1 protein-coding gene is annotated in these 18,257 nt (G+C 57.0%); it reads left to right on the top strand.

All coding sequences use genetic code 11. The annotated features are described in order from the left end of the window. Positions 1–277: 277 nt before the first annotated feature. The gene (locus QMZ30_RS09530; protein WP_283227179.1) at positions 278–18,181 is read left to right on the top strand and encodes an Ig-like domain-containing protein; all 17,904 of its coding nucleotides are present in this window, start codon (positions 278–280) and stop codon (positions 18,179–18,181) included. The last annotated feature ends 76 nt before the right edge of the window (positions 18,182–18,257 follow it).

The following is an 18,257-nucleotide window of genomic DNA, read 5'->3' as shown; positions in this document are numbered from 1 at the left end:
GCAAAAATGTCTAAAAATGGGTTTGTCGCATTCCATCTGATTTGTGCTCGCCCAATCGAAAATAAAGACATTACTCCCGTCGTGTTGTTGAGAAATAAACCCGACCCTTTTTTGGGATGGAGGCTTAACAAGGCTCAGCGTGACTTCATCATCAGCCTGTATGAGGTCACCCCAGAGAAAAGGTGAATAATCGCATCGATTATTCGCTATTGAAGCCGGTATCCACGGATGCCGGGCGTTTTTATGGAATTTAATAACTGCGCGGGATTTCAATAACATGAATAATATCTCTATCACTCCTAAAGGTGGGACGGTTGATACAGTCGTTAATGGCAACCAAGTCAATTTAACTGCGCCAAGCGTGGTTAAACTTCACCTTAATCAATCAGATATTAAGTCTTTCACACGCAATGGTAATGATTTAGTTGTCACCACCAAATCTGGTGAAGTTGTTGTAATCCATAACTTTTATACTACAGCTGGCGACAGCGATTTGGTCCTGCAGGACGATAAAGGCGCGCTGTGGTGGGTTGAAGATCCCGGCACTGAAGGTTTCCAGTACGTCAACATTGACACCACTGAAGGGCTGTTAGCTGAAAACACTACCAATGACGGCACTATCGCGGCCTTCGGTATCGGTGGTGCGGCGCTGGCCGGTTTGGGCGCCATGTTTGCTGGCGCGTCAGGCGGTGGCGGCGGCAATGCCGCAGTCAATGATGGCAACACCGGCGGTGGCGATAACGGTGGTGGCAACAATGGCGGGGGTAACAACGGCGGCGGGAATAACGGTGGGGGTGATACCACGGCTCCAGGCACTGTTACCGATCTGGCTATCAGCGACAATGTAGGGCCTTATCAGGGAGCCATCACCGCTGGCTCCGTCACCGATGACAATACCCCAACCTTAAGTGGCAGCGCAGAAGCGGGTGCCACGGTGCGTATTTACGATGGTTCAACTCTACTCGGTTCTGCTGTGGTGGGCGCTGATGGCAAGTGGACCTTCACTTCACCGGCACTGGCGGACGGTTCTCACAGCCTGACGGTGACAGTGACCGATGCCGCTGGCAATACCAGTGCAGCAAGCGACCCGATCAACTTTACCGTGGACACCACCGCGCCAGATGCGGTGAGTGATTTAACGGTCTCAAACAACGCCGGCTCAGTGGTCTTGCCTGTCACTAACGGCGGCTCGACTAACGACACTACGCCACAGCTGAGTGGCAGAGGCGAAGCCGGCAGTATTATTACCATCCGCGATGGTGATACCATTCTCGGAAGCGTCACCGTGGGCAGCAACGGTAGCTGGAGCTTCACCAGCCCTGAGTTGGGCCAAGGTAGCCACACCATCAGCATCACCTCCACCGATGCGGCAGGCAATACCAGTGCAGCCACCACCATCACCTTCACTGTCGATACCGTTGCCCCTGCTGCGGCAACCGATCTCTCGATGACGGGCGATGCCAATGGCACGTCATCAACCGTTCTGAATGGCGGCACCACCAATGACAGCACGCCGACCTTGAGCGGACAGGGTGAGGCAGGATCTGTCGTAAGTGTTTACGACAACAACACACTGATCGGCACCGCCGTGGTGGGTACTGATGGTACCTGGAGCTTTACCACTCCGGCGCTGAGCAATGGTTCACACAGCCTGACGGTAACGCAGACGGATGCGGCAGGAAACGTGGGTCCAGCCAGCTCCGCTTATGACATCACCGTAGACGCAGGTTTACCTCCGGCCACCACCTCGCTGGAAATCACCGACGACTCTGGCAATACCCTTGTGCAATTGAGCAACGGGGACAGCACACATGACAGCACGCCAACTCTGAGTGGCCTGGCCACTGCGGGCGCAGTGATCACGCTTTATAACGGCTCCGAGGTGATTGGCTCTGCCGTTGCTGATAGCAATGGGCAGTGGAGCTTTACGCCAGCAGCACTGGCAGACGGCACTTATAACTTCCACGCTTCTGTCACCGATGCCGATGGCAATGTGACGCAAACGCCAAACATCGCGATTACTATCGATACCCTTGCTCCAGATGCAGCAGGCGGCCTGCAACTCAGTGATAACGACAACGGTACGGTACAGCCGATCGCTTCTGGCGGTGCCACCAACACCACTACGCCGCACTTGAGCGGTACCGCTGAACCGGGTAGCACGGTCACCATCCGTGATGGTGATACCGTGCTCGGTACGGCGACGGTGGGCAGTAATGGCACCTGGGACTTTACATCCCCAACGCTGAGCGAAGGCAGCCACAGCCTGACCACCACGGTGACCGATCCTGCGGGCAATACCAGCCCGGCGACAGATCCGATTACCTTCACCGTGGATACCCAGGCACCAGCGGGTGCCAGTAATCTCGTCGTCAGCGATAATGTTGGCGCGACAACCGGGCCACTGACTGCGGGTGCCACCACTGACGACAGCACTCCAACCCTGAGCGGTAATGCTGAAGCCAACAGCATTGTGAAAGTTTACGATGGCAGCACGCTGCTTGGCAGTGTGGCAACAGATGGTGACGGTAACTGGAGCTTTACCACACCAACCCTGAGCAACGGTGCGCACACATTAAGCGTCACCGTCACCGATGCTGCAGGCAATGTCAGCCCAGCCACCACCGGCTTTGGCCTGACCGTGAATGCCGGCGTACCACCGACCACCAGTACCTTGCAGGTAACAGACGATAGTGGCAGTACGCTGAAAGTTCTGCCGGATGGCTCCAGCACCCATGACAAAACGCCGATTCTGAGCGGTTTGGCTGCGGCTGGGGACATCATTACGCTCTACAACGGCACCACCGTGTTGGGCAGCACCACCGCAGGCGCGGATGGTCAATGGAGCTTTACGCCAGCGTCACTGGCAGACGGAACCTATGCCTTCCAGGCTGTCGCGACTGACAGCACTGGCAATCCAACCAACTCCGTTACCATCAACATCACTATTGATAGCGTTGCGCCAGCGGCGGCAGGCGATCTGCAACTTAGCGACAACAACGGCAGCGCTGTCACGCCTGTGACTTCTGGTGAGACAACCAATGACAACACGCCTGTCCTGAGTGGCACGGCTGAGCCTGGCAGTACCGTTACCGTGCTTGATGGCACCAATGTGCTGGGCAGTGCCACCGTTGGTAGCGATGGTAACTGGACCTTTACCTCTCCGGCCCTGAGTGAGGGCAATCACAGCCTGACCACTACAGTCACCGACGCCGCAGGCAACACCGGACCCGCCTCGTCTCCGATCACCTTCACTGTTGATACCACACCACCGGCGGCGGTGAGTGGCGTCGTGGTGGCAGATAATGTCGGTGATTCGCAGGGCGATCTGAATTCCGGCGATGTGACGGATGACAACACGCCGACGTTGAGTGGCACCGGTGAACCGAATGCCTTGTTGAGTATCTATGACGGTACGACATTGCTGGGCAATGTCACGGTGAATACCGATGGAACCTGGTCCTTCACCACACCAGCACTTAGCAACGGATCGCATAGCTTTACCATTACAGCCACCGATGCGGCAGGAAACGTGGGTCCCGCCAGCCCACCATTTGTGGTCAACATCGAAGCAGGGCTGCCAACAGCTACTACGACGTTGGAAGTCATTGACGATAACGGCAACACCGTTGAGACATTGGCAAATGGCGCCAGCACTAATGATGCCAGTCCAGTGCTGATTGGTGTCACAACGCCTGGCAACATCGTTACGTTGTATGACGGCACGCTATTGCTGGGTAGCACCACGGCTGGCAGCAATGGTCAATGGGCTTATCGAATCAGTGGCTTGAGTGATGGCCCTCACTCACTGCATGGGACCATCACTGACAGCGCTGGCAATGTCACTGATACGCCAACTCTGAACATCACTGTCGATACCGTCGCGCCAGATGCTGCAGGTGATTTGCAACTGACTAACGATGCGGGCAGTACAGCAGTACCTGTGACAACGGGTAGCGTGATCAATGATGCGACGCCGGTGCTGAGCGGCACCGCGGAAGCGGGAAGTGTGGTCATCATACGCGACGGCAACACCGTGCTGGGCAGCGTTACTGTAGGTGATAACGGCAACTGGAGCTTTACCACTCCGGCACTGGGGGAGGGCAATCATAGCCTGACCACAACGGTAACGGATGCTGCCGGCAATGTTAGCCCAGCCACCACACCTATGACTTTCAGCGTAGATACCAGCGCGCCAGCCGCCGTCAGTGGGCTGGTAGTGAGTAATGACGCGGGTGATGCGTTAACGTCGGGGGCAACCTCCGATGACAGCACGCCTACGCTGAGTGGTAATGCGGAAGTGGGCAGTGTCGTCAGTGTCTACGATGGCACCGTGTTACTGGGAACGGCAACGGTTGGCAGCAATGGCAGCTGGACCTTCACACCAGATGCACCATTGACGAATGGTCAGCATAATCTGACCACTACCGTTACCGATGCAGCGGGTAATGTCAGCCCGGCTTCTCCGGCATTTACCGTCAATATTGATGCCGGCGTGCCGACCACTAATGAATTGATCGTGGTTTCGGATGACAGCGGCAGCACCTTTGTTCAACTGGAAAATAACTCCAGCACACACGACAGCACACCGATTATCAGCGGTCTGGCTGGCGCGAACGAACTGATCACCGTCTATAACGGCACCACAGTGTTGGGTACCACAACCTCTGATAGCAGCGGACAGTGGAGCTTTACTCCAGCTACCCTTGCTGACGGCACCTATGCTTTCCATGCTATCGCCACCAATCCAACCACGGGTGCGACGGCGGATACGCCAACCATCACTGTCACTATAGATACGGTTGTTCCTACCGCACCGACCGGTGTTGAATTAACGGACCCGGCAGGTGATCCGATTCCAACCGGCAGCAGCACCAATACCAACACGCCAACCCTGAGTGGTTCTGGTGAACCGGGTGGTACCGTGACCATTTCAGATGGCACGACCGTACTGGGCACCACAACGGTGGATAATGATGGTAACTGGAGCTACACCACACCAACGCTGAGTGATGGTGATCATAGTCTGACATCAACGATCACTGATCCGGCAGGGAACACTGGCCCGGCATCAGCACCGGTAACGGTCAACGTTGATACCCAACCGCCAGCGGCTGCGAGTGGTGTCCAACTGACCAATGATGATGGCACAGCCATCACGGCGGGCGGAACAACCAATGACACCACGCCAACCTTGAGCGGCACAGCGGAACCTGGCAGCACGGTGAACGTGACCGATGGCACTACGCCGCTGGGCACAGCGACCGTTGGCAGTGACGGAACCTGGAGCTTTACGCCAACAGATCCGTTGAGCGAAGGCAGCCACAGTTTGACTACCACGGTGACCGATCCGGCGGGAAATACAGGACCTGCTACCACGGCAGTGATTGTGATTGTCGATACTACAGCGCCAGCGGCAGCCAGCGATCTGCAACTGGGCACCGACCAGTCTGGCACAACGGTTCCTGTTACAGGTGGTGTCACCAATGACACGACACCTGTCTTGAGCGGGCGTGCGGAACCCGGCAGCACGGTAACGGTCTCCGATAATGGTACTGCCCTGGGTTCAGTGGTTGTGGGTAATGACGGCAACTGGAGCTTCACCTCCCCAACATTGGGGGATGGTACTCACAGCCTGACAACGACAGTAACCGATACGGCAGGCAACACCGGCGATGCTTCTACACCGGTCAACTTCACCGTTGATACCAGCATTCCGGCCGCCCCGGGTAATGTTCAGTTAAGCAACGATGAAGGCAGCACCCCCGTGCCTATCACGTCGGGCACACCGACCAATGACAACACCCCAGTGTTGAGTGGAACAGCACCTGAAGGCAGCGTCATCACCGTCACGGACGGTGGCACAGTGCTGGGTACAGTGGTCGTGGGCAGTGGAGGGGAGTGGAGCTTTACCCCTGTAAATCCACTCGGCGAGGGTAATCACAGCATCACGGCTACCGTGACCAGCCCAGCGGGTAACACCAGTGCGCCATCAACGCCGATCGTCGTGAATGTGGATACCACAGCCCCAACCGCAGCATCCGGCCTGCAATTGACCAATGATGGTAGCAACACCCCGATTGCTGATGGCAGCACCACCAATGACACCACGCCAGTGTTGAGTGGTACGGCAGAACCGGGCAGTACTGTCACGGTATTGGATGGCACCACAGTATTGGGCTCGGCAACGGTTGCCAGCAACGGGAGCTGGACATTCACGCCATCCACCCCACTGGCGGCGGGCGATCACAGTCTGACAACCACTGTCACTGATGCGGCGGGCAACCAAGGTCCGGCGTCGGATGCACTGACCTTCACCATCGACACCACGCCACCGCCAGTGGCTGCAGATATCGTACTGAGCAATGACCAAAGTGGTACACCGGTCGCGATCACCAATGGTGCGACCAACGACACCACGCCAGTGCTAAGTGGTACGGCGGAAGTGGGCAGTACCGTCACGGTTCTGGACGGCGATACCGTATTGGGTACCGCATTGGTCGATGGTGATGGCAACTGGACCTTCACCTCACCGGCATTGAGTCAGGGTGAACACAGCCTGACTACCACCGTGACTAACCCGATTGGCAACGTCAGCGATCCGTCTGCGCCTGTCACTTTCACGGTCGATACACAAGCGCCAGACACGGCTACAGGGCTGCAATTCAGCAACGACAGCGGCACACCGATAGCGAGTGGCGGTAGCACTAATGACACCACCCCGACCTTGGGCGGCAGCGCTGAAGCGGGTAGTGTTGTAACCGTTCGCGATGGCAATACCATACTGGGTAGCGCCGCAGTTGATGAGGATGGCATCTGGACCTTTACGCCAGCTACCCCATTAAGCGAGGGTAGCCATAGCCTGACGGTGACGGTGACGGATCCCGCAGGTAACGTCAGTGCGCCAACCAGCGCGGTAGTGGTGATAGTGGATACCACCGCCCCGGATGTTGCTGGCAACCTTCAACTCAGCAATGACAACGGCGGAACCAGCGTGCCGATTGCGAATGAGGGCGCAACAAACGACACCACACCACGCTTGACCGGGACGGCAGATGCCGGTTCGGTGGTGACCATCTATGATGGCAACACAGCAATTGGTTCTGTCTCCGTAGGCAGTAACGGCAGCTGGAGTTTCAACACGCCAACCCTGACTGAGGGTGGGCATAGTCTGACCACCACTGTCACGGATGCGGCAGGTAACATTGGCCCGGCTTCGCCGGCTATCGCCTTCACGGTGGATCTCACACCACCAGCCGTGGCAACCAATGTGGTCCTGAATAATGATGCGGGCAGCACGCCTTCGGCCATTGCTTCAGGAAGTGCCACCAACGATACAACGCCAGTGTTAAGCGGTACGGCAGAGGTCGGCAGCACCATCACTGTTCGCGATGGTACCACCGTGTTGGGTACTGCGATTGCCGGAGTGGGTGGGGCATGGAGTTTCACTACACCGGCATTAAGCCAAGGGGTGCACAGTCTGACGGCTACCGTCACGGATACCGCTGGAAATACCGGCTCACCCACTACGGCCATCAACTTTACTGTCGATACTCAGGCACCGAACCCAGCCACCGGGTTGCAGTTGAGTAATGATTCGAGCGGTACGCCAGTGGCGGTGACCAACGGCACCACTAATGACACCACACCAGTGTTAAGTGGTACGGCTGAAGCCGGCAGCGTGGTCATTGTGTCCGACGGCAGTAATGTGTTGGGCTCGGTCACTGTCGGTACGAATGGTAGTTGGAGCTTCACTTCACCGGTCTTGGGTGAAGGGGCACATAGCCTGACTACCACAGTCACCGATCCAGCAGGTAACGTAAGCGCACCTTCTGCAGCTGTAGCTTTCACCGTGGACACTACGCCACCAGCCGCACCGGGTGCGGTCACGCTGAGCAACAACAACGGCAGTACACAGATACCCATCGCTTCTGGTACTTCCACCAACGACTCTACGCCAATCATGCGTGGAACCGGCGATGTAGGCAGCACCATTACGGTACGTGACGGCACCACTGTGCTGGGTACGGCCATTGTTGGCAGTGACGGCACCTGGCGTTACACGCCATCACCAGCCTTGGCAGAGGGCAGTCACAGCCTGACGGCGACGGAAACCGATCTGGCGGGTAACGTTGGCACGCCATCTACAGCGATTGCTTTCACCGTCGATACGGTTGCGCCAACAGCGGTCACCGATGTGGTAGCGAAGGACGATGCGGGCAATACGCTCACTGGCGTGACCAATGACAGCACCCCAGCGTTGAGTGGCACTGCTGAAGCGAATAGCGTGATCAAGATTTATGACGGCACAACGCTAATCGGTAGCACCACCACCAATGGGCAAGGTGCGTGGAGTTTCACGACGCAAACCCTGTCCGATGGATCGCATACTCTGACCGTGACGGCAACGGATGCCGCTGGCAATGTCAGTACAGCAAGTAACACGGTCTCTATTACTGTGGATACCACTGTACCGGCTGCCCCGGACTTCGTGGTCAACAACAATAATGTGACGCCGGAAGTGACGATTGCTAATGGCGGCTATACCAATGACAACACGCCAGCGTTGAGCGGTACGACGACGGCTAACAGTCTGGTCACTATTTACGATGGTAGTAACGCGATTGGCAGCGTAACCGCCAACGCACAAGGGGTATGGAGCTTCACCACCACAACGTTGCTGGATGGTAGCCATCCGCTCAGCATTACCGTCACCGATGCAGCGGGTAACGTCAGCCCATCCTCTGCGGTAGTGACGGTGAATGTGGATACCGTCGCACCTGACGCGGCTACGGCCGTAACGTTAAACAATAACGAAGGCAATACGCTGGTACCTATCGGATCGGGTGGGATCACCAACGACACCACGCCTGAGTTGACGGGTACGGCAACAGCGGGAAGCATCGTGAAAGTTTACGATGGCACCACCCTCTTAGGGTCAGTTGCGGCTGACGGTGATGGTAGCTGGAACTTTACCACCAATACCTTAACGCAAGGTGCGCACAGTCTGAGTGTCACGGTGAGCGATGCCGCTGGCAACACCAGTGCTAACTCGCCGGCCATTAACTTTACCGTTGATAGTGTGGCGCCGACTGCAGCGACAGGATTGGTGCTCAACAATGACAACGGCAGCACGCCAGTGCCAATCGCCAACAACGGTACGACTAATGACAGCACCCCGGTCCTGAGCGGTTCAGCAGAAGCGAACAGCATTGTTACCATCCTGGATGGGACAACGGTTCTGGGCACCGTGACGGCTAATGCACAAGGAGCCTGGAGCTTCTCACCCACTCTTACCGATGGCATTCATACTCTGAGCGTCACCGTGAAGGATGCGGCAGGCAACACCAGTGGTGCGAGCTCAACCATTACCGTTACCGTGGATACGGTGGCGCCACCAGCGGCAACCAATCTGACGCTGACCAATGATATTGGTGGCGGCTCAGTGAATATCCCTAACGGAGGCTTGACCAACGACAGCACACCAGTACTGAGTGGTTCTGGTCTGGCGGGCAGCATAATAACCATCTCTGATCAGAACGGCGTATTAGGATCGACAACGGTAGGTAGTGGGGGGACCTGGACCTTCACGCCAGCCACGGCTCTGGCGGATGGTACACATACGTTCAGTGTGGTGGCATCAGACACGGCCGGTAACGTGAGTGGCACCAGTACCATCAGTGCCACCATCGATGCCACACCACCGACCACGCCAGCAGGCATCATCATCAGCAATGATGAGGGTGTCATGCCGGTAACGATAGCCGCCAACAGTACCACCAATGACAATACACCGTTCCTGAGCGGCACGGGTGAGGCTGGTAGCATCATCACTATCCTGGATGGCGCTGCGGTGTTGGGTAGTACGGCTGTCGGTAGCAATGGTCAGTGGAGCTTTACGTCCCCCACGTTGCTGGATGGAACACATACCCTTTCTGCCACGGCAAAAGATGCTGCCGGTAACGTCAGCACGGCCTCCACAGCGACGACATTTACTGTGGATACCACCGCGCCAGTGGCCGCTACGCTCACGGTGCAGAATGACAACGGCAGCACGCCAGTCACTGTCCCAAACAACGCGACCACCAACGACAATACGCCGTTGTTGAGTGGCACTGCGGAAGCCGGACGCTTAGTCACCATTTATGACGGCACCACGGTGATTGGCTCAACCGTTGCCACCAGTGGTGGGACCTGGAGCTTCAGTTCACCGGCGTTGACGGATGGTTCGCACACTCTGACTGCCACCGTGACGGATGAAGTCGGTAACGTCAGCTCGCCATCGTCTAACTTCACCGTGCTCATCGACGCAACAGCGCCGCAGCCGGTCAGCGGACTGTTGCTGCAAAATAACAACGGTACGCCAACGACGATTGCCAATGGCGGTACCACCAACGACAACACGCCAGCTATCAGCGGCACGGCTGAAGCCAACAGTATTGTGCGGGTTTACGATGGCACAACGCTGGTGGGATCAGTGCAGGCCGCAGCCAACGGTAGCTGGAGCATCACCACCAGTACCTTGAGTGACGCGACGCATACACTGAACGTCACGGCAACCGATGCGGCCGGAAACGTCAGTTCGCAGGCTTCGGTCACCCTGACCGTCGACACCTCAACACCGGCGGGAGTACTGACATTTGGCGTTTACAATAACGCCAATACCACCGCCTTCCAGGTCGCGAACAACGGTTACACTAACGACAACACGCCAGTATTACGGGGTACAGGTGTCGCGGGGACCACCATTAATCTCTACCAGGATAACGTGCTGATCGGCACCACCATCGTGGCCGAGAACGGTGTGTGGCGCTTCGAAACCAGCACCGTTGCGGATGGTGCTCATGCGTATACGGTATCGGTAACCAATGCGGCGGGCACCACCAGTGCACAGGCCACGCCGATCACTGTGAATGTTGATACTGCACCGCCAAGCGCTATCACGCTTGCCAGCCTGACGGTGACTGACAATGCCGGTACCAGCACGGGTACGCTGGCATCGGGTGCAACAACCGATGACAACACGCCGTCCTTCAGCGGTACCGTGGATGCGGGCAGTACGACTGTCTCAATTTATGACGGCACGACGCTGCTGGGAACGGCAACGGTCACCGGCACGACATGGAGCTTCACGCCGGGAACGGAGCTAAGCAATGGTAGCCATAGCTTCACCTTTACCGTTACGGATGCAGCGGGCAACGTCAGTACGGCGAGCCCAGCCTTCACCTTAGATATTGAAGCGGGCCTGCCACCGGCGACGAGTACGTTGCAAATTACGGATGATAATGGCAGCACCCTCGTCAATTTACCTGATGGTGCGAATACTAATGACAGCACGCCAGTGCTCAGTGGTGCAACCACCGCTGGAAACATCGTTTACATCTATGACGGTACAACGGAGTTAGGCAGTGTCACCGCAGGTGCTAATGGGCAGTGGAGTTTCACTACTGCACAATTGCCAGACGGGCAGCATTCGTTCTCGGTCATTGTTGCTGATTCCACTGGGAACAATGGTGTGCAATCCGATGCCATTGCGATCACCATTGATACCACTGCACCGGTTGCCGTCACTAACCTGGCGGCCGCTAACAACAACGGCAGCACGCCAGTGCCGATCGCCAATAACGGCACCACCAACGACAGTACGCCTCAGCTTACGGGTACGACTGAAGCTAACGGTATCGTCACCATTTACGATGGCAATACAGTTATCGGTTCTACCACCGCAAGTGCAACTGGGGCATGGAGCTTTACCTCTCCTACCCTCAGTCAGGGTGCTCATGCGCTGAGCGTGACAGTCACGGATGTCGCAGGCAATGTGGGCCCGCGTTCTGCTGCCGTCAACCTCACGGTGGATACCGTGGCGCCTAACGCGGCGACGCTGGTGGTCACCAACGATGTCACCAGCACCACGGTGCCAAATGGCGGCTCGACCAACGACAGCACGCCAACCCTGAGCGGTACAGCGGAAGCCAACAGCATTGTCACCATTTACGATGGTACCACTGCGATTGGATCCACCACGGCCACTGGCACGGGGACATGGACCTTCACTCCGGGTACCGCCTTAACGGAGGGCAGCCATGCACTGACCGTGCGTGCCACCGATGCTGCGGGTAATACCAGCGTGGCCTCCAGCACTGCCACGGTGGTTGTGGATACGACGGCACCAAATGCCGTAGCGGGTCTGGCCGCTGCCAATAATAACGGCAGCACGCCAGTGGCCATCGCCAATAACAGCAGTACTAACGACAACACTCCTGCGTTGAGCGGTACCGCGGAAGCGGGCAGCATCGTGAAAATTTACGATGGCAGCACCTTGCTGGGTTCCGTGACCGCAAGCAGCACTGGAGCATGGAGTTACACCTCAAGTACGCTGCTTGATGGCTTGCATACTCTGAACGTGACAGCCACTGATGCCGCGGGCAACGTGAGCCCGAATGCATCTATCACCTTCACGGTGGTGACATCGGCACCGGCAGGCGTGAGCGGTCTGGTGGTTAACGATAACGTGGGTGCCGTGCAGGGCAATGTGGCAAACGGTGGTTCAACCGATGACACCACGCCAACCTTAAGCGGTACGGCAACGGCAGGTAATACGGTTGTTATCAGTGAAGGCACAACCGTGCTTGGTTCGGTTGTGGTCGCAGCCAATGGTACCTGGAGCTTCACCACGGCGGCATTGAGTGAGGGATCCCATCCGCTCAGCGTTACCGTACGTGATGCGGCAGGAAACAGCAGTGCGGCAAGCAACTTCACTGTCGTAGTCGATACGGTTGCGCCTACAACGTCGACGCTGGTCGTCACTAACGACAACACCAGTACCACGGTGCCAAATGGTGGCTCTACCAATGACAATACGCCTACGCTTAGCGGCACGGCTGAAGCCAACGGTATTGTGATCATTCGTGACGGCACCACTGTACTGGGTTCAGTCACGGCAGGCAGCAATGGGGCATGGACCTATACCACCAGTACCTTGACGGAGGGTTCACACCCATTAAGCGTGACGGTCACCGATGCGGCGGGTAATGTCAGTGGTACCACCACGGCCACAGTCATCGTGGATACCACGGCGCCTGTTGCGGTAACTGGCCTGGCGGCAGCCAATAACAACGGCAGCACGCCAGTGGCGATCGCCAATAACGGCAGCACCAATGACAATACGCCTGCGTTGAGCGGCACGGCGGAAGCGGGCAGTACAGTGATTATCCGCGATGGTGCCACTAATATCATTGGTTCGGTGACGGCAGGCAGCAACGGCAGCTGGAGTTTCACCACCCCAACGCTGGCAGATGGCGCGCACACCTTCAACGTCACGGCACGTGATGCTGCAGGTAACGTGAGCCCAACGGCTTCCATCACACTGACGGTGGATACCGCAGCACCAGCACCAGTAGCTAACCTTGTCGTGACTGATGATTTTGGTAGCACGCAAGGGGCATTGGCTAACGGTGCGGTGACGGATGACAACACACCTACTCTGAGCGGTACGGCGGAAGCGAACGCAATTGTCACGATTTACGATGGTACAACAGTGTTGGGTTCAACCACTGCGAGTGGAACTGGGGCGTGGAGCTTCACGACTGCGGCACTGAGTAACGGTACACATCCGTTGAGTGTGACCGTTAAAGATGCTGCTGGTAACGTCAGCACCGCCTCAGCGACGGTTTCCATTACGGTGGATACGGTTGCACCAAACGCTTCTACGCTGGTGATCACCAATGACGTGACAAACACCACGGTACCAAGCGGAGGGACAACTAACGACAGCACGCCAACGTTGAGCGGTGTGGCTGAGGCAGGCAGTAAAGTGTCGATTTATGATGGCACCACGCTGTTGGGCACGGCCACGGCAGGCAGCAATGGGGCCTGGACCTTCACCACGGCTACGCTGGGCCAGGGATCGCATCCGATCAATGTTACCGTCACGGATACGGCAGGTAATGTCAGCGGTACAACGTCCGCAACCGTGACCATTGATACGGTCGCTCCTGTCGCGGTTACCGGACTGGCGGCTGCCAACAACAACGGCAGTACCCCGGTGGCGATTGCGGCGAACAGCAGTACCAACGACAACACACCTCAGCTGACGGGTACGGCGGAAGCAGGCAGCATCGTGAAAGTTTACGATGGCACCTCGCTGCTGGGTTCTGTGACTGCCGGTAGCAATGGCGCATGGAGCTTCACCTCGCCAACGGTGGCGGATGGCAGCCATACCTTCAATGTGACGGCGACAGATGCAGCGGGCAACGTCAGTCCGAATGCTTCCATCACCTTCACTATTGATACGGCCGCCCCGGCTCCGGTGACCAACCTGGTGATCACTGATGATGTGGGTACGATTCAGGGCACCTTGAGCAATGGTTCTTACACCGATGACCGCACGCCAACGCTAAGCGGTACAGCGGAAGCGAACGCCATCGTCACCATTTATGATGGTACAACGGTATTGGGTTCTGTCACCGCGAGCGGTACAGGTGCATGGACCTACACGACGACCAGCCTCAGCAATGGCACCCATCCGTTGAGTGTCACGGTGAAAGATGCGGCTGGCAACGTGAGCAGCGCGTCAGCGACGGTATCGATTATTGTTGATACCGTAGCGCCGACTGCCTCTACGCTGGTGATAACCAATGACGTCACCAATACGACGGTGCCGAGCGGTGGTTCCACCAACGACAGTACGCCAACCTTGAGTGGTACAGCAGAAGCCAACAGCAAAGTGTCGATCTACGACGGCAGTACTTTGCTGGGTACGGCCACCGCTGGCAGCAACGGCGCATGGACCTTCACCACCGGTGTGCTGACGCAAGGCTCGCATCCAATCAGTGTCACTGTGACCGATGCAGCGGGTAACGTCAGCGGCAGCACCTCCGCTACGGTGACCATCGATACTGTGTCGCCAGCAGCAGTCACCAACCTGGTGGCGGCGAACAACAATGGCAGCACGGCGGTGACCATTCCTAATAATGGATCCACCAATGACAGCACGCCATTGCTGACTGGCTCAGGCGAGATTGGCGCGAAAATCAGTGTGTACGATGGCACCACGCTGTTGGGTACCACTACGGTAGGCAGTAACGGGACATGGAGCTTTATCTCCACCACTCTGGCGGATGGCGCGCATACGCTGAACATCACCGCAACGGATGCGGCAGGCAATGTCAGCCCAACGGTCTCCACCACCTTGACCATTGATACTGTGGCGCCGGCACCGGTGACCAATCTGGTGATCACCGATGATGTGGGATCGGTTCAGGGGCCTCTGGCGAACGGTGCGGTAACCGATGACACCACCCCAACCTTGAGCGGCACAGCTGAGGCGAATGCCATTGTTACCATCTATGATGGCACCACGGTGCTCGGCTCTGTCACGGCGAGTAACACCGGGGCCTGGACCTTCACCACGGCGGCGTTAAGTCAGGGTACTCATCCGTTAAGCGTGACAGTGAAAGATGCTGCGGGTAATACCAGCACGGCATCGGCTACTGTGTCGATTACGGTTGATACTACGGCACCGACCGCCTCAACGCTGGTGATCACCAATGATGTCACCAACACCACAGTGCCAAGCGGTGGCTCAACCAATGACAGCACCCCAACACTGAGCGGAACCGCGGAAGCTGGCAGCAAGGTCTCCATTTATGATGGCAGCCTCTTGCTGGGAACCGTGACGGCGGGTAGCAACGGAGCATGGACCTTTACGACAGCGGTCCTCAGCCAAGGCTCACATCCTATCAGCGTCACAGTAACGGATACTGCGGGTAACCTCAGCGGCACGACGTCTGCCACGGTGATCATCGATACGGTGGCTCCAGTAGCCGTGACGAGCCTGGTGGCGGCGAACAACAACGGCAGTACGGCGGTGACTATCCCTAATAACGGGATAACCAACGATAATACGCCATTGTTGAGTGGTAATGGTGAGGTCGGCGCAATTGTCAGAGTCTACGACGGTAGTGCGCTGCTCGGCAGCACCACCGTGGGCAGCAATGGCACCTGGAGCTTGATCTCTACTACGCTGAGCAACGGTACTCACACCATCAACGTGACGCAAACCGATGCGGCGGGCAACGTCAGCCCGACGGCTTCAACCACGCTGACCATTGATACTGTGGCACCTACGGCAACGACGCTGACCATCACTGACGACACCGGCACCACGCCAGTGACGCTGGCGAATGGCGCGTATACCAAAGACACCACGCCAACCTTGAGTGGTACAGCGGAGGTGGGCGCGATTGTCACCATCTACGACGGTGCCACCATTTTGGGTTCAGTGACCGTGGGCAGTGGAGGCACCTGGACGTACACCACCGCTGTTCTGGCGAACGGTGCGCATCCATTGAGCACCACCGTCACGGATGCGGCAGGTAACGTCAGTACCGGTAACACGACGGCCACCGTGAACGTCGATACGGTAGCACCGGTTGCGGTGACTAATCTGGCGATTAACGCCGCGGGCACTACCGTCACGGGTAGCGGTGAAGTGGGGGATACCGTCACGGTCCGTGATGCCAGTGGTAACTCGCTGGGTACGGCGACAGTAGGAGCGGCGGGTACCTGGTCGGTGACCTTGAGCACGGCGCAAACTACCGGAGCCTCGCTGTCGGTTATCCAGACTGACCGCGCAGGTAACGTGTCACCTTCTGCATCGTTGACCGGGGCCATCCGTATTGTGGCAACCAACGATACCAACGAAGTGGATTACAGCACCACCAATGCCACGATAAATAACGGAACCACCAGTGTTTCACACACTGCTCTGGCTAACGTTGGGTTGGGATCGATTGTGAATGCCAGCGTGTTGTCGAATGGTAACGCCTATGTGTTCAGCGTAGGTACTGACGATACACGTACCATCACACTCAATGGTTCTGTCAGCGGTATCAGTCTGATCTCCACTTACTCACTCTACCTGTATGAGCAACAAACCAATGGCACTTGGTTGCTGATCAACACCCGTGGTAGCTATCTGTCTACTGGCCTGATTTCGCTCGGTACGCAAACCGGTGCCAACGTGACCTATACCAATCTGGGCACCGGTACCTATGCGGTGGTGATTGGTTCTAACGTCAGCGTGAGTCTGTTGCCAACCACCACCATCAGTACGGTGTCGGATTACACCACGATGGCGGTGACAGTGGCGGCAACGGTCACGGGCAACCTGCTGACCAATGACACCAGTTCAGTGGCGGGCACTGTTCCGTCCGGCACGCTGGTGACAACGGTTTCGGGTAGCGCAGTCAGCACGACGGCTAACACGGTGATCAATACCACCTACGGCACCTTGACCATCGATTCGCACGGTAACTACACCTATGCGCTGAAAGCAGGGCTGAATATCGATACCTTGCCAACAGCAGACACCTTCACCTACTCGGTGAGGGATGCCAGTGGTGCAGTCACTTCTGCGACATTGACGGTTACCTTGCATAACGGAGCGGCAACGAGCTTGCTGGCAGCCAATAGTCTACTGGCGGAGACCACCTCGACCAGCGAGCACGATGCCAGCGGCAGCATCTACGGTGACTCGACGACGCATACCGGAACCTTGAGCATCACTAATGAACACGGTGATGTCACAACGGTTCACAGTGTGGGTACCACGTCGATTGCGGGTGACTATGGTGTGCTGAGTATTGCAGCCAACGGTAGCTACACCTATACGTTGAATGCAGGGGTTGATGGACAAAGTCTGCTGCATAAAGAGGTGTTCAGTTACACGCTGGCAGCGACAGATGGCACCATTACCACGCACTCGTTCACCATTGACCTGCATCCGACCATCACTGGTACGGCGGGGGCTGACACCATTACCGGCGGTGCCTATAACGACACCATCACTACCGGTGCCGGCGCAGACACCCTGGTGTATCACCTGTTGGCAAGCGCAGACTCCACTGGCGGTAACGGCCACGATACCTGGACCGACTTTAATGTTGCGCAAGGCGACAAAATTGACGTCAGTAACTTGCTAATTGGTTGGAATGATTCCACAAGTAATATTAATGATTTCGTGAAAGTGGATCATACTTCAGATGGCAATACCGTGCTCTCGATTGACCGTGATGGGACAGGTACGGCGTACAGCAGCACTCAACTGGTTACGCTGGAAGGCGTGAACGTTTCACTGGAGGAGCTGCTGCAACAACCGCACCAAAACACCACGGTTTAATAAGACCGGTGACAGGAAGCAGGGAAGCAGTATGGGCGCAGGGATGCGCCCCTTTCTCTTTTTTGACTGGTGGATT

Origin of the sequence: Pantoea sp. EA-12 (assembly GCF_030053355.1) — a bacterium.
Classification (GTDB): Bacteria; Pseudomonadota; Gammaproteobacteria; order Enterobacterales; family Enterobacteriaceae; genus Pantoea; species Pantoea vagans_C.
This window is presented reverse-complemented; position numbering and strand designations above follow the sequence as displayed.